Consider the following 23,882-nt stretch of genomic DNA (forward strand, 5'->3'; position numbering starts at 1 on the left):
TGATTTTCGCAATCATTGGTTTGCAATTCGCACGCAAAACCAATAGCTCTCCCAATAGCTTTGTCATGGATTAAAAACTTAAAAAATGACAAAAAACAAAACATGGTTGGTCACAGGGGCTTCGAAAGGCTTAGGATTAGCACTTGTGGAGAAACTAATTAAAGAAGGTTATAATGTAGCTGCTACCAGTAGAGACATTAGCTCGTTCAACGAGAATTTATTAAGTGCTGAAAGCTTCCTACCAGTATCCATGGATTTAGGAAGTGACGAAAGTGTGAAAAATGCAATTACTACCACTATCAATCATTTTGGCAGTATAGATGCCTTAGTCAATAATGCTGGATATGGACTAACTGGTGCAGTAGAAGAACTAGGCGAGCAAGAGGTTTTTCAAAACTTTAATGTAAATGTATTTGGAGTTTATCGCGTGCTAAAATATGCGTTACCCTTTTTGAGAGCTCAAAAAAGTGGGCATATCTTTAATATAGGATCAGTGGTAAGTACTGTTGGAGATTTTCCAGGCTGGTCTTCATATGTAGCTACCAAATTTGCAGTAAATGGACTTACCGAAAGCTTAGCTATAGAAACCGAAGAATTTGGCATAAAGACCACCATCATTTGCCCAGGGTATTTCAGAACTAATTTTCTCACCTCTGACTCTTGGGTTACTGCCAATGAATCAATAGGAACGTATACCTCTGTAGCAGAATCAAAAGCAGTACATGCTAATGACATTGACCAGAATCAGCCAGGAGACCCGCAAAAGGCAGCCAGAGTTATCATAGACTTATACAATTCTGATGAATGCCCATTACACTTATACTTAGGCAGTGATGCCTATAACTTGGCAAGTAAAAAATTTAAAACACTACAAGATGAATTGGAGAAGTGGAAAACCACAACTCTATCTACTGATTTTGACTAAAAAAAATCCCGGTATAAACCGGGATTTTATCAAAATAGTTTCTTTAAAAACACCACCTTAATTCTCTGTTGGAAATTCTCTATTACTTTAAAAATCTCTTTTAGAGTCACTATTTCTATTTTAGTTAAGGAATCAGGGCTCACAAAATTATCAGGAGCGGCTTTATCGTATATAATTTGATGCGCCTGATATTTTAGCCGCATACCCATTAAATAATAGTATGACTGCATCAGTTCATGATAATCTCTATCCGAAATTATTTTTCGATCCAATAAAGTCTGTAAGCGCTCGCCTGTATTAGTTTTTATGATTTTATAACGAAGGGCATATACCCTCACCAAATCCACTATAGGGGTCATGGCTCTTTTGATATTGAACACCTTTTGTTCTCCTTTACTAATAGTTCTAATACCTCTAAAAAAGCCCAAAGGAGGTTCATACTGCAAGGCATTATCTGCCAACCGAGCAAAAAACAAATCACCTGGATCTTCGAGTTTTTCGATAATATGTTCTTGCAATTCGGTTATCAGCTGCTCATCTCCATAGATATACCTACAGTCGAAAAAAGTAGAGAAGTTCATTACCGCTTGCGGGTCTGGCCGCTCTATCCATTGATCGTAGTTCCTTTTCCAATGAGATAGCGAATGTGTCCATTTCGGATTTTTTGCCATCAACCCACCAGTACAATAGGTAAAACCAATATGATCTAACCTTTCTGATACTAATTCCGCAAATTTCAAAAAATATGCCCTAGTCTTCTCCCTAAACTCATTAGCCTTATCTTCATAAATAATGGCGTTATCTTGATCGGTCTTTAAGGTCTGCTCTTTTCTACCTTCACTGCCAAGGCACATAAATACAAAGCGTGCTGGCGGAGGACCTATTTCACTTATCACCCCCTCTATCACCTTTTGATCTATAGTATCAGAAATATTACTGATCAATTGATTCACCATTTCTGATTTCACCCCTCTGGTAAGTAAGCTGTAGATCATTTCTGGTACTTCTGCCCATTTGGACTGAAGTTCTTTGGTAGACATAGCCTCTCTCACGGCCTGCATAAATATAAATGGCGACTGCGCTTGGTCTGCCAATAATTTAGACCTGCTTATCATGCCTATAATACGGCCTTCTTCCTCTACCAAGAGGTAACGAATTTTGTATTTAAACATCATGAGGATAGCCTCGTATATAAATGCATTACGCGAAATGGTATATATTCCTGTATCCATGATATCGGCTACAGGTATGTCTGCTCCTCGCTGTGCCGCAACAATCCTATTTCGCAATATGATATCAGTTACATAACCTGTATACGATGTGCCTTCTTGAATAAAAAGACAACTGATACGATTTTCTTCCATGATAGCTGCAGCTTTATAAACAGGCGTATCTTTAGTACAGCTAATTACAGACCTTAAGCTCACAGCATTTAAGCTGCCTGAAAAATATCGTTCAAAATTTAATGCATCTTCAACGTCTGGCTCTTGCCTCACAACAAAATTGGCATACCGTTCATCAAGCATCTCTTTACCAAACACTGACAAAAAGTATTGGTAAAACTCTTCATAAGCATTACACAACTCTTTAAACTTAGCTGATGGAAGCTTGTATATTTTAGTATCAGACTTAACTTCTACTGTATTGATAGACTTACCCTTATTGAGTAAAATACTAAAAGCTCCATAGGTATTGTGCGTTACTAAACGCTGCACATGATCCCGTGCTCCTTTACTATTATAAAAAAAAGCTTCATATCCACCTTTACAAATAAGGTCTAGACCAGTGATTTTGGTTTTATGCTGCTGATATAAAACAGTTTTTTCTTTATAAACTTCTTTTGAAAGTTCTGTAGCCACAGACTCAAGAACCTCTTCTGGCAAAACATTAAAAGGCTTAGTATTCTTTAAAAATTCAAGCTTCTTTTTCATGCAAAAAATATAATTACAAACATTAATATGGCAAGAATTACTGGCAATCCACAGCCAAACTTCTTTTTATTTTCCATACCCTCCTCTTCAAAAAGCAACTGACTATCAACTACATGATCGGTAATCTCCCCCTCCTCTACCAACTTAAAGAAACACTGAGCGGTGGCCTTAGCATCTACAGCAGCATTGTGCTGCCGCTCGAGCTTCCTATCAAATAACTTCATGTACAATTCACCAAGCCTGGGGTAGTCTCTATTTACATAGCGTGCATACTTCATGGTACTGCGCATAGTGCAGAAATGAGGATATTCTCTTATGATGTTTTTTAAACCACACCTACTAAAGGCTACTTGAATCATTTTGCTATCAAATTCTACAAAATGCCCTACTATTAGTGGTTTATAATGACGCAAGTCATTTGCAAACGTCTTAACAACATCTTTTCGTGGCTCGCCTTTATCAATTAAGAGGTTAATGTCAATTCCATGAATTTTGGTCGAAGGCTTCTGTATAATAATGTCTTCTTCATAGATGTAATGATTTTCCTTTTTCACCAATACACCATCAGCACCATATATACGCCAAGCCAACTGCAAAACATAAGGCCAGCGGTCAGTATAAGTGGTATTTAAATTAAGATCTTCGGGAATACCAGAAGTTTCTGTGTCTACAAAAAGAAGATAGTCTCTCATATAGTGAGATCGAAGTTATCTACTTATTTCTACAATTTGCAACGCCTTTTGTTATTTAATAAAGATAAGACTACTTAATATCTGCAAAAATATTTCTATCAGAAGCCGATTGGCAGTATCTACCCTTGTTATTTCCCCAAACATAATTGGTAGTAAAGGTACTTTTCACTTCAAATAGTATATTTCATAATTCACATTTTTCTCGTAAGCCTCTTTGCATTTTGCCTGCAAAAAACTGATGTTACGTATTGAGGTTATCTGCTAATGCCCAAGTATTGGGGCAACCCAAATTATCATCAAAATGGTTACTAAAGTAAAGTACAGTGAAACAATGCCGGATTGAAGTAACTCTCTAACCTCCGTACCGTTATATTTTAGATGAACAACTGCGGGAGACACATAATACGTGCAACGCAACAAAACCTTTTACTATTTATGAAAATCTTAAAACTAACCACTTTATTTTTTCTTTTAATTAATACATGCCAAGTTCTAGCTCAAAATGTAAAGCCTTTGGGCATTGCCTTGGAAGGCTATGAATATCCTTACCCTGTATCGTACCTTGACCTGACAATTCAGGGAGAAGAACTTAAAATGGCATATATGGATGTAAAACCTGACAAGCCTAATGGAAAAGTAATAATGCTACTGCATGGCAAAAACTTTTGTGGCGCATATTGGGGGCAAACAGCCAAAGACTTAAGCGAAAATGGATACCGTGTGATTATTCCAGACCAAATTGGGTTTGGAAAATCGTCAAAACCTAAGGATTTACAATACACGTTTCAATTACTGGCTCAAAATACAAAAGCAGTACTTGATCATTTAGACATTCACAAAATCAATGTTTTGGGGCATTCTATGGGGGGTATGGTAGCTACACGCTTCACACTAATGTACCCTGAAATAGTGGACAAATTCATTTTGGTGAACCCTATTGGACTTGAAGATTGGAAAACAAAAGTACCGTATGTGGGTGTTGACAAATGGTATGAACAAGAGCTGAATAAAAACTACGAAGGCATTAAAAATTATATGCTTAAAAGCTACTATGATGGCAAATGGAAACCCGAATATGATGAATGGGTAAATATACTTGCCGGCTGGACTCTAAGCCCAGAATACAGACAAATAGCTTGGAATAGTGCTCTTACTTATGATATGATATTTACTCAACCAGTGGTATATGAGTTTCCCCAGATTAAGGCTGAAACTTTACTCATCATAGGCCAGCGAGACAGGACCGCTTTGGGCAAAAATTTAGTAAGTGATGAAGTTAAAGCTACCATGGGACTTTACCCTGAGCTTGGTAAGAAAACAAAAGAAGCAATACCTAATGCTAAATTAGTAGAGCTACCAGGCATTGGCCATTTACCACATATTGAAGCTTACAATCAATTCATTACACCTCTGTTAAAATTTTTGAAAAAATAATATAACAAAGGCATTATTTTCATTCAATAAATGTTGGCTTCTTGTACAAGAAATGCAAGACAGCTATCTTTAAACTCAAGGAATGGAAGTAATGCCTTTTTATTTTTGTATTATTTTCGAAAAAGATAATGATTTATAGTCTTTCATTTCTTTCTGAGAATAAATAATTTGCATGCTTATCTTCCTATGTATAAGCAAAAACAGCACTAAACTGCTATAAATTTATTTTTTTGCATGATAAAGAGAAATGTAAGATTCATACTTACTATACAACTCGCGTTTATATTTTCGGTAGCCTTAGGTCAAGGAAATTATAAATATAACCTAAAAAGAGGTAACAAGTATTTTAAATTAGGTTTGTACAATAAAGCCATTGGCGAATATAAAAGAGCGATCAGAAAGCGAAAAGGTAATGCTAAAATTACCTATAAACTAGGGCTTGCTTACTTAGCCAGTACTCAAAAAAAAGCTGCATTACAGCAACTAAAACTAGTTTATGACCTCAACCCGAAGGTTGACAAAGAAATTGCCTACCAACTAGGATTAGCCTATCAATACAATAACAAATTTAAAGAGGCGAAAGAAATCTTTAAGAAATATGGCGAAGACCACAAAAAAGAGAAAGCCAAGGCAGACAGAAAAATTTTAGAATGTGACATGGCTCAACAGCTGATAGATCATCCTAGAAAAGTAAAAATTGCCAACATGGGGCCAGTGATTAACTCCAGAGCTAATGACTACACTCCCATTATAGCCAGAAATGGCAAAGCGCTTATCTTAACCTCTAATAGACCTGGGTCTACAGGGGGCATAAGATTAAGCGATGGTTCTTATTATGAAGATATATATATCACCTATAAAGAAAATGGAGAATGGGGCAAACCTCAGAAAATAAGCCCAAAAATAAACCTTAAGTATCATGATGCAGCAGCATCACTTTCACCAGATGGCAAAATGCTTTTCTTATACTACGAACGTGGTAATGGCAGTATTTTCACTTCTGATCTGGTAAATAATACATGGACTACTCCTAATAGACTGAATGAAAACATTAATACCGTATTCTGGGAGACTTCAGCATCTATAACTGCCGATGGCAATACTTTATACTTTGCCAGTAACCGCCCCAACGGGTTTGGAGACCTTGATATTTATAGATCGGAGAAAAATGAAAATGGCGAATGGGGAGATGCTATCAACTTAGGCAAGGAAATCAATACCGCTGGAGCTGAAGATTGTCCGTATATATCTCCTGATGGCAAAACTTTATTTTTCGGTTCTAGTGGCCATGTAGGCATGGGAGCCAGTGATATTTACTACAGCAAATTGGTTAATGGTCATTTCACCAAACCAGTAAATATGGGCTCGCCAATTAATACGGTTTATAATGACAACTATTTTGTAATGTCTCCTGACCAGAGGCATGGGGTTTTCGCTTCGTTAAGAGAAGAGGGCGAAGGAGATGTTGACATATATGAGGTAGAGCTCTTAGAGCCCATTTCTACCCCCACTACACCAATTACTCCTGTAGATGAAGAGCCGGTAATTGCTAAAAACGATGAAAAAGAAACTCCAGAAATACAGGAAGAAAAAGAAGAAGAGGTAGTAATTGCTAAGCATACTCCTGAGCCTGAAAAAACAGAAAAAAGGCCTGAAGTAAAACCTACACCTGAAACCACCACTGCTGTAGCTAAAAACGAGCCTAAGAAAGAAACTCCGAAGGTAGAGCAAACTCCTGTAAAAGAAGAAGAGCCTATAAAAGAAGAAGAAAAAGTAGCAGCTGTAGAGACGCCTCCTGCCAAGGAAGAGCCTGAAGAAGAAAAAGCTTCTACCACATATTTTGATGAAGATTTCGTTAACCTTCAGAAAGAACTTGGGGTAGTAACTATACTAAAAGGTAAGGTTATAGATGCTACAGATGCTAAGCCACTATATGCTAGATTAAAACTAATCAACAACGAAACCAACGTAGCTATAGCAGAAATAACATCTGACCCTGAAACGGGTGAATTTGAGTTGATTATTCCGCATGGTGGTAACTACGGTGTATCTACCAGTAAATTTGGTTACTTATTCAACTCTATCAACTTTAACTTACCTGCCTTCTCAGAAATGCAGGAGCTAGACACGCACATCTTGCTACAAAGAGCTGAAATTGGTTCGAAAGTAATTCTGAAAAACATCTTTTTCGATATTGGTAAATCTGAATTAAGAACAGAATCCATTGCCGAGCTAGACCAAATCAGAGCCTTATTATCTGAAAACAAAACACTTTCTGTGCAGATAAACGGTCATACTGATAACGTAGGAAACTCTGTTTACAATAAAGTATTATCTAAAAAACGAGCCCAGTCGGTAGTTGATTACCTTACTGCGCATGGTATTAAAACCGAACGTGTAAGTGCGAAAGGTTATGGAGAGGAAAGGCCTTTAGTATCAAATGATGATGAGCTAGAAGGCCGTGAGATAAACAGAAGAACTGAGATAGAAATTACAGGTGTAGGTGATGAAGTTGCTAGCAACTAACATACACTCAACCGACCACAAAAAAGGCTTATTGAAATTCAATAAGCCTTTTTTGTTGGTATTTACGCAGTAATTATTACTGGTGCTGCTCTCTTAATAAATCGTTAATAGTTTTCACGGGATTAAAAGTAATCAAAGGCACTTCTACAAAAATGGTATTCCACTCGGCCATAGAACCATTCCATAAACCAGGTAGTTCTTGAGCTTTTAATTCTTGGCCATTCTTTGACTTCTTGGTAATGAACCCAGTTTTGGGATCTCTGTATTTCAACAAATCAAATTTCTTGCCTTTGTAATTCTTTACTCCACAAACCAAATCAGTAGGATTAAAGTGAGTAGAACCCTTCAATATTTCTTTATGCTTAGGGTCATCGAGGTTAAGCTGAGCAGTCTCCCCTATTTGCAAGGTTAGTGACCCATCATTTTCCTTAACCCAGAATGGTCCTCCTCCCGGCTCTCCGGTATTTTCAACCATACCGCAAGCTCTTATAGGCCTATTGAGTTTTTCTTTATAATAAGCCACCTTATCGTTTAAGGTATAAGTATCAAAATCAGCAGGTACTTTAATATTCAATTGACCATCAAAAAGCTGCCTCAACGATTCTAATAATGCTTCATCTACATCACCATTCAACTTCTCCAAAGCTTCAAAAACCTTCTCTTGAACATCCAAAAGAATACCCCCAATAGCTTTTTTATAAGTGATTGTTTCTTCTTTCAACCTATCGGGCACTACATTGTCTATATTTTTGATAAAGATCAAATCCGCATCAATATCATTGAGGTTTTCTAGTAATGCTCCGTGCCCTGCAGGTCTAAATAATACACTTCCATCTTCATCAATGAAAGGCGTATTATCTAAGTTTACTGCAATAGTATCTGTTGACTTTTTTTGTTGACTAAAACTTATATCAAAATTAGCCCCATACTGTTTTTCAAAAGCCTCTTTTATTTCGGCAATGTGCTCTTTAAACCGTTCTTGATGCTCTGGGCTAACTGTAAAATGTAGGCTTACTGTATTATTTTCACCTTTTGCGTACTGTGCACCTTCCACAAAATGCTCTTGAACAGGCGTTCTTACTTCATTTTCATAAGAATGAAAACGAAGAAGCCCCTTAGGCAACTCACCATACCCCAGACCATCATTGTCCAATAAGGCACTGATTACTTTTTTATATTCTTTACGCTCAATGGCCTTTTCAATAGAACTCCCCTCCTTTTTTAGCACTTCGTTCAACTCACCATAGAAGGCAAAAGATTTAATATTTTCAATAAACGTTTTAGCGAATTCACTACTATTAATATCCTCATCATCCCCATCAACAAAAGCGAATAAATCTTTAAACATTCTACTTGCAGCCCCACTAGCCGGCACAAATTTTACTATTTTTTTACTGGCAGCTTGCTCTTCATAAATATGGATATAGTGTTTCAATTTAGCATCAGTAAGTTTTACTATGCCATCTTCGATAGATGCCGAAGACTGAATATCCAAGTAAGGAAATCCGTTTTTAAAATTATTTATTTGTTCTTCAACCTTATCAGAACTTATTCCTTGCTTTTCTATTTGTGAGTTAAGTTGTTCTACTACCATATTAAGAGTAAATAATTCGCTTATTGTTCTAGTTAAATTCTTTATACACTGACCATGTAATTCTGATCAGCCATCTCGTAAGCCTTGCGATATTCTGAATATAAATTTTTCCAGTCAAAATATTCAGACAAGTCTTCAGATTTATTTCTCATGTTGACTCTCATTCTACTTGTTTTAGTAACAAAGTCAAACATAATATTGGCTAAATTTTCTGCTGCTTCATCAAAACTTTTGTTAGCCCTCTCCACCACAAACACGCCATGATCTTCATCTCCAAGAGGCACATTCTTCATGTAATCTCCAAATCCGCTAAGGTCAGAAGTAACAGCAGCTACACCTCTGGCCAAGCATTCAATAGGTGTATAACCCCATGGTTCATAGTAACTAGGAAAAACACCCAAATGACATGCCCTTACAAACTCACCATATTCCATTCCGAAAAGTGGGTTAGTAGAAGACACAAAATCAGGATGGTAAACCACCTTTACTTTATCATCTCTATGATTTAACAAATTAGCACTTCTGAGATAATTTAAAATAGGATCGCTTCCATCATTGACCAAATTATGTGTAACAATACTTGGCAATTTTCCCGATTTCCAAGATTGAATTGTTCTCCTGTAGCGCAATTTCCAGTAGTCATCTACCAAATCATTTAAATCAGGCAGCTTATGGTCTTTCATTCCACTGGCCGCGCACACAAACAACCTCCTTTTTATCTGCTCCACTATTTCATCGCAGTTTTGAGATATTTTATCCAAAACGGCTCTTGAATTAAGCACCTCCGGATTAATGGAGTAAGCAGGCTGCTTGGTTATGAAAAACATAACAACAGTTATAGGCACATGGTTTTCTTTCATTTTCCAATTCAGCCTAGCAAGCGCCTCTAAAGTGACGTCATATCCTTTATTCAAATACTCGAAACGTCCTGATGTAAAGAAATATAGCGTTTTACTGAGGTCAAAAGAATAACTTTGAAAAAAGTGACTCATAATAAACTCTTCAAGCACTTTTTTATATTCATGGTGCAGATTTTGAACCTGGTGCACCACTGCAAAGCGTTCTATATTTAGGCCGTTGGGTAAAATATGATCTGGAGTTCTACCCAGTAAATGCGTACACTCACGCCCCGTAACTTCACTTACTGTAGTAAAAATATGTGAGCCGTGCACACATGCCCTTTCTAGCTGCACCAAACTTTCAATATTAAAATGCTTAGCCTCCTCTTCCCAATTCAAAAAAGGCAAATGGTTATAAAAGTCAGGATCATTCATAGCCAAATACCTACCCAAAAGCGTAGCGTGTGTAGTAAATATTGTCTTTATGGGCAGTTGTTCTTTTCGAATATCAGGAATAGCTGTACCTGCCATCCATTCATGAAAATGAGCCAATAAATCAATATCATCATCCATACAGTTTCTGGCCAGCTCAGCCAAAAAGTGATAAACCATATAACCAAAGGCCATTACCTCATCAAGCAAAGGATCATTATTATTGAAAGAAATATGGTGGTTTTGCCAATAGTAGTATTTTATATCGCCCAAACGATGCATTACACTATGAGGGTTAAATAAAACCGTTTGTGGCCTGCCAGACACCAACCAATGGCCATGATAGACCTCAAAACCTTTGGCTCTACATGCCTGTACGGCCCTGCCTATGGTAGACTCCGTATCTTCAAAAGGCTCAAAGTCTGTGGACGCATTCTCTGCCTTATAAGGCCCTAACAGACAGTAATTATCTTTCCAGGCTTCAACCATTACCGGAGCTTTTGACCTTATAACGGTATAAATTCCGCCTACCTGATTACATACCTCCCAGGCTATTTCTGTCAATAATTTTTGGGACGGAGCCTCTGCTGAATGATCCATAATTTATCTGCTTTTATTAATTCAGAGAATTCGATTCGATACTCATTAAAATTAAAAAATATTCTCAATATGCCTTAATATGACAATATTATATCACTTAATATTTTTAATGACAACATATATAACTTATAACCATACTAATAAAAAAAAGTTAATACCTTCTTATTTTAATTTTTACGCCACTTCAAACGATTGCATCAAATAATGAAATTAATCTGCTAACTCTATTGTTGGTTCAGTGTTTATGATTTGTGGTATATCTTATTATATTTACTAAAGAGCACCACACTCTACAACATTACAAGTGAAGCATGGAAAATTTTAATGAAACTGAAAATACCTTAGAGCAATCCAATGATTTCCAAGGTAATTATATAGAGAACTTCCAAGGAAAAGTAAAAGAAGAAGAATTCTTCCCCGGGCACATTGTGGGCTGGGAAAAAGTCGATGAAAGTCGCATACTTTTTCATGGCAGTCAGTCATCCTTAGAGCTTACGGTAGTAACTGAAAATATTCTTAAATTTCGATTTGCACATGATGGTTATTTTGAACACGACTTTTCATATGCTATTGATCCTAATTTTAAGATCTTGCCCGTTGCCTATGTTATTACAGAAGAAGAGGATGAGTTTGTCATATCTACTCAAACTATAATTTGCCATTTACGCAAAGACTCTTTTAGAAGCAAAATTACTGACCTTAAAGGCCGGGTAATAGTAGAAGACGAAAAAGGCTACCACTGGAAAGAAGAAAAAAAGTTTGGTGGCAACGTGGTGATCACAACAAAAAAATCATTTGAAAACGAGCATTACTTTGGCTTAGGCGATAAATCTACACGGCTCAACCTAAAAGAAGGGCGTTTTGAGTTATGGGGAACAGACTGCTACGGCTATACGGAAGAAACAGACCCAGTTTATAAAAACATTCCGTTCTACATGGGTCTGCACCAAGATATTGGGTATGGCATTTTCATGGATAATACTTTTCGTAATTTCTTCGACTTTGGTTGGGAAAGAAAAAACGTTACCAGCTTCTGGGCACAAGGGGGTGAAATGCGCTACTACTTCATTTATGGACCTGATCTTTTAACAGTATCTGAACGATATTCAGACCTTACGGGTAAGCCTGAGCTTCCTCCTAAATGGTCTTTGGGCTATCACCAAAGTAAATGGAGCTACTACCCAGAGTCCACCGTACGCGAACTGGCTCATAAATTCAGAGAATTGGCCATTCCTTGTGATGTTATCCACTTGGATATTGATTATATGGATGGCTACAGGTGTTTCACTTGGGATAAAAGTCGCTTTCCTGATCCTGCAAAAATGATAGCAGACCTTAAAGAACAAGGCTTTAAGATCGTAGTGATTATAGACCCTGGCATTAAAGTAGACAAAAACTATTTTGTATATCAAGAGGGTATGGATAATAACTATTTCTGTACGCGTGCAGATGGAGCTAAAATGAAAGGTAGTGTATGGCCTGGCCCATGCTATTTCCCAGATTTCACTAACCCTATAGTAAGAGATTGGTGGGCAGGATTATACAAAGGCCTAGTAGACGATGGTGTGGCGGGCGTATGGAACGATATGAACGAACCTGCAGTATTTGAAGAAGGTACTTTCCCTAGGGATGTACGCCATAACTATGACGGACACCCTTGCAGCCACAGAAAAGCGCACAATGTGTATGGCATGCAAATGGCGCGCTCCACATATGACGGACAAAAGAGGTTCTTAGATAATGCAAGAGCATTTACCATTACCCGTTCTGCATATGCAGGAGTACAAAGATATGCCTCTGTTTGGACTGGTGATAATATGGCTACATGGCCTCACCTTAGAATTGCTAACACGCAGTGCCAAAGGTTAAGTGCCTCAGGCATTTCTTTTGCGGGCTCTGATGTAGGCGGATTCATAGGTACACCTAGTGGCGAATTATATGTGAGATGGATTCAAATGGCGGTTTTTCATCCTTTCTTCCGCACGCACTCCTCTGGTGACCATGGAGACAAAGAACCTTGGGTTTTCGATAAACAGTTTACCGATATTGTAAGGCAATATGTAGAGTTTAGATACCAGCTACAAGTATATATTTATTCTTCTTTCTGGAAAAACTCAATGAAAGGAACGCCAATACTAAAATCTCTACACTTAGTAGATCAGACTGACCCTGAAACCTACTACCGTGAAGAAGAATTTATAGTAGGCGATCACATTTTGGTTTGCCCTATGAGCAAAGAAGGTGAAGTAAGAAGAGGTGTTTACTTACCCAAAGGAAAATGGTATAACTACTGGACCAATGAATTATTAGAGGGAAGACAAGAGCATATCATAAAAGCATCGCTTCACGAAATACCTTTAATGATACAAGCCGGAGCCGTATTACCGCTTCAGCCTAAGATGCAATATACTGACCAAATCACTTATGATCAGTTAGATTTACGCATATACTTCACCAATGAGCAGTGTGTGTCTGAATTATACGAAGACGCAGGAGAAGGATATGAATACCAAAAAGGTGAATTTTCTATCAAAAATTTTGTAACTTCTTATATCCAAAGTGACTTTGAAATTGTTCAAGAGATAAAAGGAACTTATACAACTTGTTATCAGTCATATAAGATATCTTTAATAGGATACACAAAAAAGCCAACAAAAGTTACGGTAGATGGAGAACTGGTGAAATGTGAACTTGATGAGAACGATGCGTTGGTTTATACTTTTAGTGTTCCTAAGAATTTTAAAAAAATTGTAGTTCAATAAATTTTCACACTATGAGTATTAAAAAACAGTATTTAAAATCTAAGCCGATCTGCAAAGTAACCTTCACTATTGACAAAAAAGAAGCCAATGGAGCTTCTAAAGCTTATTTAAGTGGTGACTTCAATGCGTGGTCTGAAAATGATGATGAGTTTACTCCATTAAAAAACGGCAGCTTTAAATTAACTAAAGAATTATCATCCGATAGCGAATACCAATTCAGGTATCTATTAGATGGCCAACATTGGTCAAATGAAAATGCTGCAGATAAATTTGTGGATAATGGTGTATCTAACGAACCCAATTCGGTTATAATAATCTAACATACTATAGCACACTCAACACATTAATTGATTTTGGTCCTCTGGCCTGAGGACAGTTAGATTTTTATACTTAAACGAAATATGGGTAAATTAAAAGTCCTAATGCTAGGTCCTGGAGAGCCCACTGAAGCCAACAGTGGGCTAGGTATAGCAGCAAGCCAAATAGCCAAACACCTACAATCACATGTAAACTTAACTATCATTCAACCAGGCAATAGCCAACAAACTGCCTTAAAAGAAACCTATATCAGCGATATTGATACTCATCAGTTCGCAGATGAACATATTACTAAAGATGTTATTAAAATAAACATTAAAGGCAACCTACAGCCTTACAATTATTTTAGTACCTCTACTAACACCACTGACCAAGAAGAAACTTTGCTTTACAAAAGCACGGTTATTAAAGAGCTCGATAAATATACTGATGCTGTATTAGAAACAACCAAAGACATAGAGTTTGACCTTATTTATGCTCATGACTGGGTCACCCTTAAGGCAGCACGCATAATTAAGGAAAAATCTAAAAAGCCCTTAGTAGTACATATTCATTCTCTAGATTATGACCGCAGTAGCGGCTCTGCAAAATCATGGGTATATCAGTTAGAAAAAGAAGTACTCCTAGAAGCTGATGCCATAATATCGGTAAGTGATTATACCCACAAAGTACTTACAGACCACTACGAAATTAGCCGTGAGAAAATTTTCTTGGCTCACAATGCCGTAGAAAACGATTATAATAACGAAAGAACTCATAAGGTTTTTCCTGAGTCCTTGATACTCTTTGTAGGCCGGTTAACTGGGCAAAAAGGGCCCGGGCTATTTATGCAAATAGCTGCTAAAGTAAATTCGGTAATGCCAAATACACGGTTTGTTATGGCTGGTACCGGTCACATGTTAAAAGAACTAATAGAGTCTGGTGCATATAGAAGTGTAAGTGGTAAGTTTCACTTTACTGGCTATGTGAAACATGAAGACATGGCTAAGTTATATCAAATGTCGGATATCTATTGTATGCCTTCAGTATCTGAACCTTTTGGCTTAAGCGCATTAGAAGCGGCCAGGTATAATCTTCCCGTGGTACTTTCCAAGCAATCGGGAGCAGCAGAAGTATTACCACAGGCGCTTACTGCAGATTATTGGGACATTGATGCCTTTGCAGAACATATCATTAACCTGCTAAGGCACCCAGAAGCGGCTTCTAAAATTGTAAAATTAAACCAAAAGGCATTAGGACAACTGACCTGGAATCAAACGGCCGACAAAGTCTTTGAAGTACTTAATAAAGCATTCAGCAAAATATGAACACTTGCCTTATATTTTCATTTCATTCTCCTCTGCAATTGACAGAATACTCATTCTTTGAAATTGGCAAAAACCAGCCCTACTTTGATAGCAAGCTAACCCTTCAGAGATTTAAAAGCAACTATAAGAGTATCTTTAAGCCGGCTTTAGAAGGGATTTTCACGCTTCTTGAAAGAAAAGACTTTAGGTGTTCTTTACAATTTTCAGGTACTTTTATAGAAGCATTACAGCAAACAGACAGCTCTTTAATTGGTGCAATAAAGCATTGGTTACAAAGTGGCAAAATTACGCTCATTGGTAGCACCTATCATGAATCTATAGCTGCATTAATTTCACCATCATTATTTCATGAGCAAGTAGCTGCTCATAAGCTTCTATTGAAAAAGGTGTTCAACACTGATCCCTTGGTTTTCATTAACACTGAAAATATTCATTTTAACAGTTTACTGAGCACCATAGAAGATAATAATTATCAAGGCCTAATTACTGAACCATTGACTTGGTATTTGCAAGGTCAATCTCCATCGAACTTATTTTCGGCCCCAAAAAGTAAATTAAGCATTATGCTCAACCAAACTGGGCATCTCACAACTGATGGCGCTGCTGATAAAGGTATTGTTGTAAAGCAAATTAACCCTATGATAGCTACTTATGACAATTGGAAACAGTACATTATGGCTATTTTAGAAACATACTCTGACTATGCTACTGCTGACCAACTTTTAAATATCACCAAGGCACCAAATCCATACTCCATACCCATGCCCATAGGTACAAAAAGAGACCATAGGAGTATTTCCACTTTTACTGCCAATGGTATGCAAAAAGAAGTGGTGACTAAAATTAAAGATTTGGAAGAAAAGGCGGTGAGTAAAAATGATACGAACTTACTTTATCAATTATCGATGTTTACTGCCGGAGATTATTTTCTAGACCTCAACCACTCTACCATTACCTCTCCTGAAAAGCAACCGTATGATTATTACATTTCATTAATGAATATGCTCTCTGATTTTGAAATCAATAAGCTAACCTAATTCATTAATTCACATAATTATTCCTTCATGAAATTCTTAACCTTAATTATCGCATTAGCTATAGTAGCAGCACTATCTACTGTAAACACAACATATGCACAAATCGATAAAAATGAGAGAAAAATAGCAAAAGCCATAGATGCACATGTAAACGAGGCTTATGAATTGCTTAATGAGTCTGTAAATATTAATAGTGGAACCATGAATTTTGAGGGAGTAATTGAAGTTGCTAAACTCTACCAAACACGCTTAAATGTCCTAGGTTTCGAAACAGAAATTACCTCTGGCGAGGCTTTTAATAGAGCAGGGCATCTAATTGCCAAGCATAAAGGCAAAAAAGGACCTACATTTTTACTCATCGGGCATTTGGATACCGTTTTTGAACCGGATAGCCCATTTCAAAAATATACCATGCTGAACGATTCTATAATGAATGGACCTGGTGTAGCAGATATGAAAGGTGGAGATGTTATTATCATACTGGCGATGCAAGCTTTAAAAGAAGCAGGAGTATTGGACCAAATGAACATAGAAATAGTCATGACTGGTGATGAAGAGAAAAGCGGCTCTCCCCTAACTGCCTCTAAAAAAGCCTTGAAAGAAGCGGCTGACAGAGCTGATATAGCACTTGGTTTTGAAAATGCAGATGGCAACCCGAAAACAATAGTAATATCACGCAGGGGATCTATATCATGGCAATTAGAAGTGCAAGGACAGGCGGCACACTCTTCTCAAATTTTTACTGATAAAGTAGGCACAGGTGCTATTTATGAGGCCTCCAGAATACTTAACAGCTTTTACAACACCCTATCAAATGAAGAAAACCTAACATTTAACCCAGGTTTTATAATTGGCGGTACTTCTGTAGATATGCAAACCGATAAGACCGGTGGTGAAGCCCATGGAAAAACGAATGTTGTAGCTCAAAAGGTTATTGTTAGAGGTGATTTAAGGGCCGTTTCTCCTACGCAAGAAGAGAAAGCGAAAACTATAATGCAAAAAATACTAACAGAGCACTACCCTAAAACAAATGCGCTACTCACTTTTGATGAGGGTTACCCACCTCTAGCCGAAACCAACGGAAATAAAGAAGTGCTTACTACCTATAATCAGATCAGTCAGGATCTTGGGTTTGGCGAAGTTACTGCTGTAAACCCAAGAAATGCCGGAGCAGCAGACATCTCTTTTACAGCAGGTTATGTAGATATGGCCGCAGATGGCCTTGGCTTGAGTGGAGCGGATGACCATACTATTAACGAAACCGGTAATTTAAAAATGCTTCCCATACAAGCCAAAAGAGCCGCATTGCTTCTTTACAGACTCTCAAAAAATAATTAAATCATATCCCCCTCAAAATCAAACAGTTGCACTTATATCATATTTTTCATTAAAAAGTTAAAATTGATTTAACATTAATTGTGTTTAATAAAGAATTTACTCCCGTAAATTCGCAACTAAGTAAACAACTAAATCGACCAACAATGAAAAAAATTGCAACTTTAATTCTATGTGCAGGAGCTCTTTACCTATCTTCTTGTGAAAGCAACGAAACAGCCTTAACTCCTGAAAACAATCAGCTTGCTACAGCTGAAGCTCAAAGAGAAGTAACTTATGATGTCACTGCTTATGACTTCCCTAATGTACCTGCTGAAGTAGTAGCTGCTGCTCAGGAAGCTTATGGAAGTGATTCTTTACCTGCAATGACTATTGCTTTTACCTACACCAGAGGCAACTCAAACATTAGCTTAGAACAAAATTGGACATTCCAAAGCTATACTACGCCTACTGAAGATTGTTTCTTAGGAGAGATAGGTGGACGTGATATGGTAGGTCAAATCACAACAGAAGATGGGTTTGCTTTTATTGAAGCTGATGACTTATGTGGACTAGGGCAATACTCTTTTGACAACAGACAAGGTGGATGGTTTGACTACGTATGTGGTCCTGGAAACTTTAACATCAATTATGATGGCAGTCAAGTATTTATTCTCATCAGACTGTGGTGCGAATAGTAATTACATACCCCATTTAAAAAAGCCCCTCAAATGAGGGGCTTTTTTTATGCTTCTTTTTTAAACACCAATACCGTTCTGCTTGGCATATAAATACTCAATTTCTGGTCCTCGTCCGTAAAATATTCGACATCACTATCCACTCTTCCATGACCTCCTAAATTGAAGTTATCAGAGTTGAGTATCACCTTATACTTACCTTCTTGGTTAGAACTAAATTTATAATCAGGGATAGAGTTATGAGGATGAAAGTTACAGGCAAAAATGAGGTTATTCCGCTCATAAACAATGGTTTTATTTTCCATATCCATATTGAGCTGCTGAGCAGGCATGGCAGAAAGTACATGATACTCTTGTAGTAAGTGTACCATCTCCTTATCAAACTCGTTCAAAAATTTATATTTTAAATTTTCATCATCTACTAAATGCCACTGCCTTCTGGCGTATTTGTAACTCCAGCCATTATCTTGCCTAGGAAAATCTATCCACTCCGGATGCCCAAATTCATTACCTATAAAGTTAAGATACCCTTCTCCCCCTACAGTAGCTGTAAGCAACCTCAGCAGCTTATGCAGCGCAACCCCGCGATCAATAACAATATGGTCATCATCCTTTGACATATGCCAGTACATCTCCTTATCCATTAACCAAAATGCCAAAGTTTTATCTCCTACCAAGGCCTGATCGTGTGATTCAGCATATGCTATAGTCTTTTCTTTGTACCTCCTGTTAGACAATACATCCCATATCTGATGTATATCCCAATCTTCGTCTTGAGAGTGCTTCAGTAGCTTTATCCAATAATCAGGAATACCCATACCTAACCTATAATCGAAGCCTATACCTCCCTCCCACACTGTGCGGCTAATGCCAGGCATACCACTCATGTCTTCTGCTATGGAAATAGCCCCTGCCTTCACCTCATGGATTAAAACATTAGCCAGCTGAAGGTATCTGATCGCATCCCAATCAACCTTATCTTTAAAATATTTATCGTAATGATCAAATGATACATGATTACCATGGTGGTGGTACATCATAGAGGTGACCCCATCAAACCTATATCCATCAAAATGAAACTCTTCTATCCAGTAACGTACGTTTGTCAACAAAAAGCGTAAAACCTCATCTTTGCTGTAATCAAATAATTTACTGTCCCAACCGGTATGATAACCACGTCCTCCTTCATGAAAATATTGATGCCCCGAACCATCGAAGTCATTTAAACCTTCAGATATGTTTTTAACAGCATGAGAGTGAACCATATCCATAATTACTCCAACTCCCATTTCGTGCGCCTTATTGATAAGGTATTTTAATTCTTCAGGGGTACCAAATCGTGAACTGGGCGCAAAAAAATTAGATACATGGTATCCAAATGATCCATAATAAGGATGCTCTTTAATAGCCATAAGCTGAATGCAGTTATACCCCAACTTGGCTATGCGAGGCAAAACATTATCAGCAAACTCCATATAAGTGCCCACTCCCTCTTTCTCTTGAGCCATGCCTATATGGCACTCATATATAATTGGCTCCTTTATATTCTGAACATCAAACTTCTCATCAGTCCATTTAAAGGGTGTTTCGGGAGCCCAAATTTGTCCTGCAAAATCATGTGTGTCAGTATCCTGAACTGCCCTTTTGATATAGGCAGGAATTCGGTCTTTTGTCTGATCCCTAGCTAGTATTTTTACCTTAACCTTAGACTCATGGTATAATGGAAACTCACTATCATCAGCCACAAAAACCTCCCAAATATCTTCATCATTTTTTGTAAGCGGATGGCGTTCAGCATTCCATTGATTGAAGTCTCCTATAAGCCAGAGTTGCTGCGCTGCTGGCGCCCATTCTCTATACCACCACCCCTTTTTGGCTACATCATAATTAAAGCCCAAATCATGGTCTCTGTAAGCATATTCTGTGAGGCTTTCGAATGCTTTATTTATCGATTCATATTTCTGCTGAAAGAAATCAAATCGCTGGTTAATATCAGATTCATATGGTTTTAACCAAGGGTCATCTTCTACTAAAGAGAGGCTTTTCGTTATCATATTAGTGGTTTGCATTGTTCTAATTAAATACACCGTATAAGGGCATTTTGTTATGCATAAACCTCCCTCATCATCAACTTTTTTTAATATGAAAAACGCTGTGCCCTATCATTAAACTTCTACATAATTTAACATTTTGAGTTCAGAAATTTAAATATTAGGACAAGAATAATCGTTAAAATTTGCTACGGGAAGAGCCATCTTAGCTATGACTAGATACAACTATGACTCCTGAGTCATTTCAAAAAACATAGATAGCGGCATGGTAAATCTCCGTGGTGGGTTTTCTTACCGCATTTATTTTAAGTAAAATATAGGAAACTTAGCCTTCTGCTACAAACTGCATAATTATTCCACACAGCCAAGCTCCATAAGTACCCAAAGCATAGCCTAAAACAGCCAACAAAACCCCAACAGGAGCTAATGATGGATGAAATGCTGCTGCCACTACTGGCGCAGAAGCTGCTCCTCCAACATTGGCAGTGCTTCCTACTGCCAAGAAAAAGTAAGGAGCCTTTATCAGCTTAGCTACTATAACCAAAACCACTAAATGGAATATTATCCAGATTAAGCCTACTAGAAAAAAACCAGGGTTATCAAATATGGCAAGTACATTCATTTTCATACCTATGGTGGCTATAAGCACATACATAAATACAGAACCTATCTTAGAAGCTCCGGCTCCCTCTAATTTTCTCAACTTGGTAAAGGAAAGACAAATACCAATGGTAGTAGCAATAACTATAATCCAGAAAAACTGACTATCTAAACTAAATTTCTTAAGCTCAGGAGCATGTAAAGCAACATAAGGAGCTATAACATCGGCCAAGAAATGGCTAAAGCCAGTAATTCCGAAGCCTACTCCTAAAATAAGGATGAAATCACTTATAGTAGGAATTTTAGTAATGCTCAAACTGTACTCTTCCATTTTGTTTTTAAGCTGATCTATAGGCGAACTATCAGCCTTAAAAAAGGCATCTATTTTTTCATTCTTTCCTATGCCCATTAGCAACGCAGCCAGCGCTAATTCGGCCACGATTACATCTACAGTTATGCTTATTGAGAATAAATGATCTGAGGGCTCAAAGAGCTCATACATAGCGGTTTGGTTAGCTCCTCCTCCTATCCAGCTGCCTGCTATGGTAGTCATACCTCTCCAAACTGCATCTGCACCTACCCCACCTACAGCACTTGGCCATATGGCCGAAACTATCAATAATGACAATGGTCCTCCTACAATTACACCAAACGTAGCAGCAAAAAACATGATGAGTGACTTTGGCCCCAACTTCATTATCTCTTTCAGGTCAATACTCAAAGTCAGAAGTGCTAAGCAAGCAGGTAAAAGATACCGCGAGGCTACAAAATATAATTTGCTCTCCTCAGCATTTACCAGCCCAAAAGTATTTAGTAAAGAAGGTAGAAAATAACACAGGAGTAATGCAGGTACTACGCCATAAAACTTTTTGAATATAGGTTTGGTACTGCTAGACGTTTTAAAAATCACCGCTAACATCACCATTAAAATACCTAAAATCACAGCATCGTTGGTAAAAAAAGGCTCTACTTGCTTCACTTCCATAAGTTTAGAATTTCTATATCCTTCAAACATAAGGAATATCAAACAGGTAAAAAACTAATTAAATGCTTAGCTCTTAGTTATTACTTCAATTCATTCATTAAGTATGATAGCTCTGATAAGATCATAGCCGTGGCTCCCCAAACTACCTTGCCATGGATGTCAAAGTAAGGAGCATTAATGCGCATTGAAGACCTCACGGTAATATTTGTTCTCTTCCGATAATTTTCATCTAGCAAATGGTCAAGCGGAGCTTCTATAAGCTCTTTCACCTCATAAGAGTCTATTTTAAAATCTGGTTTGTGATTAACAAACCCAACAAAAGGACTCACCCTAAAATTACTAGGTGGAATATACAAATCACTTAACTTGCCTATTACTTTCACCTGTTCAGGCCTAACTCCAATTTCTTCATAGGTTTCTCGTAGTGCTGTGGCCTCAAGTGTTTTGTCGGTCTCCTCCCACTTTCCTCCTGGCAAACTCACTTGCCCTCCGTGCGTGCCTTTATAATCATGCCGCTGTGTTAAGGGCATGTATATTTCCGATGCATGAGGATAAAATAGAAGCATTACCCCTCCTAGCCGTACATCTTTTTTAGATAAATTAAACCTATCATTGGTACTTTCAACAGGCATCATCAGCCTTTGAGCATCAGCTCCTGGCAAGGGCTTTTGCAGCCTCTCACCTAATCTATTTACAAATTCTTCAAACACTACTATTTGTTATAAGCGTTTCGGTTAGTCATTTCTATATATGAATTTCCTGATACCGGCACCTCATCTATAGTACCAGTAGCCTTGCACATCCCCTCCCAGTAATACATTTTATGCAAAGGAGAAAAAGATAAACCTAACTCTTGATCCTTAACTGTTGCTTCCACATCTACTGATATATCCAATGATTTAACCTCCAAATGCCACTTTACAGGATATGTAGTTTTGGACTTAGCACTAGTCCAATATTCAAGCTCTTCTAACTCAATATCTCCTTCCTTTATGCTAGCTTGCAAACTATCATTTTCGAAATAGGTGCCACCATATACTATTTTATCATCTCCGAAATGATGGAGTCTATATATCATCAACTCACTTTTAGTTTCTTGAAACTGAATAGAAATCCAGTCCCAAGCCACCTCCTTTTGCCATACTCCAAGGCAATTCCACTGCCTATCATACCAAAGTTCTCCTTCTACTTTTTCAGGTCTGCCGTTAAAATAAAATGTACCTTCGGTTGTAAGCCTTGGGTAAGAGTAATACCCTGCTTTAGCATAATCGCCATAGTTTTCGTAACCAGAGCTATTGTGCATGAGTACCGGCTTTGCTGGCTCAGTGCTCAATTTTACAACTATATCATCAGCAGGTATATTAGCATCAATAGCATATTTACCTAATTGCCCTACTAATTCATGATGCAGCTGTTTGTTATCTACAGCTATGCCCAATGGTAGCTTAGACTGAAGAAAGTCATCCTGCTTTTCGATTTGATAACTGTAATGAAACTCCCCTGCTTCCGGATCGGTAATAGCAAAGTTAGTCATTAAATAATCTCTTTTATTAAACGGGTTAAAGTGAAATAAAACGTACTCCACGCCATATTCTTTGCCACTTTCTTTACTACGCAGGTGCCCGGTAAAGTACCACCACTCCAATGAGTTTTTAAAATGAGGAGCTTCTTCTTCAGGAAGCTTAGCAAACTCTCCATATAAATCATTACCTTGATATGGCTGAAGTTTACATCCAAAAATTAACGATGAAATAAGTATAATGACTATCTTTTGCATGAACTTTTAAACATCAGCTATAATAAGATGTTTGTATTTTAGTTAATTAAGTTAGTTGAT

Annotated in this window: 17 protein-coding genes; 9 read left to right on the forward strand and 8 right to left on the reverse strand. The window is 37.5% G+C overall.

Annotation, left to right across the window (positions count from 1 at the left end; genetic code table 11):
• Positions 1-85: 85 nt before the first annotated feature.
• Positions 86-925 (forward strand): SDR family NAD(P)-dependent oxidoreductase, encoded by an 840-nt coding sequence (locus ACXACQ_RS20115; protein ID WP_474977786.1) that lies wholly within the window; start codon positions 86-88, stop codon positions 923-925.
• 29 nt (positions 926-954) lie between these two features.
• Here the strand turns inward: ACXACQ_RS20115 and ACXACQ_RS20120 are convergent, their stop codons facing one another.
• Positions 955-2,856, reverse strand: coding sequence for a DUF294 nucleotidyltransferase-like domain-containing protein (locus ACXACQ_RS20120; RefSeq protein WP_474977787.1), 1,902 nt, complete (start codon positions 2,854-2,856; stop codon positions 955-957).
• Positions 2,853-3,548: a 3'-5' exonuclease gene (locus ACXACQ_RS20125; RefSeq protein ID WP_474977788.1), complete on the reverse strand. Its 696-nt coding sequence runs from the start codon at positions 3,546-3,548 to the stop codon at positions 2,853-2,855. Before ACXACQ_RS20125 ends, ACXACQ_RS20120 begins: the two co-directional genes overlap by 4 nt.
• Positions 3,549-3,983: 435 nt before the next feature.
• On the opposite strand from ACXACQ_RS20125, the gene ACXACQ_RS20130 reads away from it, so the two are divergent.
• Positions 3,984-4,982, forward strand: coding sequence for an alpha/beta fold hydrolase (locus ACXACQ_RS20130; RefSeq protein WP_474977789.1), 999 nt, complete (start codon positions 3,984-3,986; stop codon positions 4,980-4,982).
• Between the two features lie 234 nt (positions 4,983-5,216).
• Entirely contained in the window at positions 5,217-7,508 is a 2,292-nt protein-coding gene (locus ACXACQ_RS20135) for an OmpA family protein (protein WP_474977790.1), read from the forward strand.
• 76 nt (positions 7,509-7,584) lie between these two features.
• Here the strand turns inward: ACXACQ_RS20135 and ACXACQ_RS20140 are convergent, their stop codons facing one another.
• Both ACXACQ_RS20140 and ACXACQ_RS20145 read right to left on the reverse strand, forming a co-directional pair.
• Entirely contained in the window at positions 7,585-9,102 is a 1,518-nt protein-coding gene (locus tag ACXACQ_RS20140; RefSeq protein ID WP_474977791.1) for a DUF4301 family protein, read from the reverse strand.
• 41 nt (positions 9,103-9,143) lie between these two features.
• Entirely contained in the window at positions 9,144-10,973 is a 1,830-nt protein-coding gene (locus tag ACXACQ_RS20145) for a glycosyltransferase (RefSeq protein WP_474977792.1), read from the reverse strand.
• Between the two features lie 311 nt (positions 10,974-11,284).
• Between ACXACQ_RS20145 and ACXACQ_RS20150 the strand changes: the two genes are divergently transcribed.
• The 6 genes from ACXACQ_RS20150 to ACXACQ_RS20175 all read left to right on the forward strand — a co-directional run bounded on the left by ACXACQ_RS20150 (position 11,285) and on the right by ACXACQ_RS20175 (position 18,409).
• Positions 11,285-13,735 carry a glycoside hydrolase family 31 protein gene (locus tag ACXACQ_RS20150; protein ID WP_474977793.1) on the forward strand — a complete coding sequence of 817 codons (2,451 nt, stop codon included), beginning with the start codon at positions 11,285-11,287 and terminating at the stop codon, positions 13,733-13,735.
• A gap of 11 nt (positions 13,736-13,746) precedes the next feature.
• Positions 13,747-14,055 (forward strand): isoamylase early set domain-containing protein, encoded by a 309-nt coding sequence (locus tag ACXACQ_RS20155; protein WP_474977794.1) that lies wholly within the window; start codon positions 13,747-13,749, stop codon positions 14,053-14,055.
• A gap of 81 nt (positions 14,056-14,136) precedes the next feature.
• A complete protein-coding gene (locus ACXACQ_RS20160) occupies positions 14,137-15,360 on the forward strand; it encodes a glycosyltransferase family 4 protein (RefSeq protein WP_474977795.1) in 1,224 nt (407 codons plus the stop codon).
• On the forward strand, positions 15,357-16,397 hold the full coding sequence (locus ACXACQ_RS20165; protein ID WP_474977796.1) for a hypothetical protein: 1,041 nt from the start codon (positions 15,357-15,359) through the stop codon (positions 16,395-16,397). Before ACXACQ_RS20160 ends, ACXACQ_RS20165 begins: the two co-directional genes overlap by 4 nt.
• A gap of 27 nt (positions 16,398-16,424) precedes the next feature.
• Positions 16,425-17,735 (forward strand): M20/M25/M40 family metallo-hydrolase, encoded by a 1,311-nt coding sequence (locus tag ACXACQ_RS20170; RefSeq protein ID WP_474977797.1) that lies wholly within the window; start codon positions 16,425-16,427, stop codon positions 17,733-17,735.
• A gap of 143 nt (positions 17,736-17,878) precedes the next feature.
• Positions 17,879-18,409 (forward strand): hypothetical protein, encoded by a 531-nt coding sequence (locus ACXACQ_RS20175; RefSeq protein WP_474977798.1) that lies wholly within the window; start codon positions 17,879-17,881, stop codon positions 18,407-18,409.
• Positions 18,410-18,456: 47 nt separating this feature from the next.
• Here the strand turns inward: ACXACQ_RS20175 and ACXACQ_RS20180 are convergent, their stop codons facing one another.
• The 4 genes from ACXACQ_RS20180 to ACXACQ_RS20195 all read right to left on the reverse strand — a co-directional run bounded on the left by ACXACQ_RS20180 (position 18,457) and on the right by ACXACQ_RS20195 (position 23,822).
• Positions 18,457-20,463 carry an alpha amylase C-terminal domain-containing protein gene (locus tag ACXACQ_RS20180; protein WP_474977799.1) on the reverse strand — a complete coding sequence of 669 codons (2,007 nt, stop codon included), beginning with the start codon at positions 20,461-20,463 and terminating at the stop codon, positions 18,457-18,459.
• A 322-nt stretch (positions 20,464-20,785) separates the two neighbouring features.
• The gene (locus ACXACQ_RS20185; protein WP_474977800.1) at positions 20,786-22,045 is read right to left on the reverse strand and encodes a DUF819 family protein; all 1,260 of its coding nucleotides are present in this window, start codon (positions 22,043-22,045) and stop codon (positions 20,786-20,788) included.
• 80 nt (positions 22,046-22,125) lie between these two features.
• On the reverse strand, positions 22,126-22,755 hold the full coding sequence (locus ACXACQ_RS20190; RefSeq protein WP_474977801.1) for an NUDIX hydrolase: 630 nt from the start codon (positions 22,753-22,755) through the stop codon (positions 22,126-22,128).
• 2 nt (positions 22,756-22,757) lie between these two features.
• Entirely contained in the window at positions 22,758-23,822 is a 1,065-nt protein-coding gene (locus tag ACXACQ_RS20195; protein WP_474977802.1) for a lipocalin-like domain-containing protein, read from the reverse strand.
• Between the last annotated feature and the right edge of the window lie 60 nt (positions 23,823-23,882).

Source organism: Fulvivirga sp. AWR4_260 (assembly GCF_056158185.1).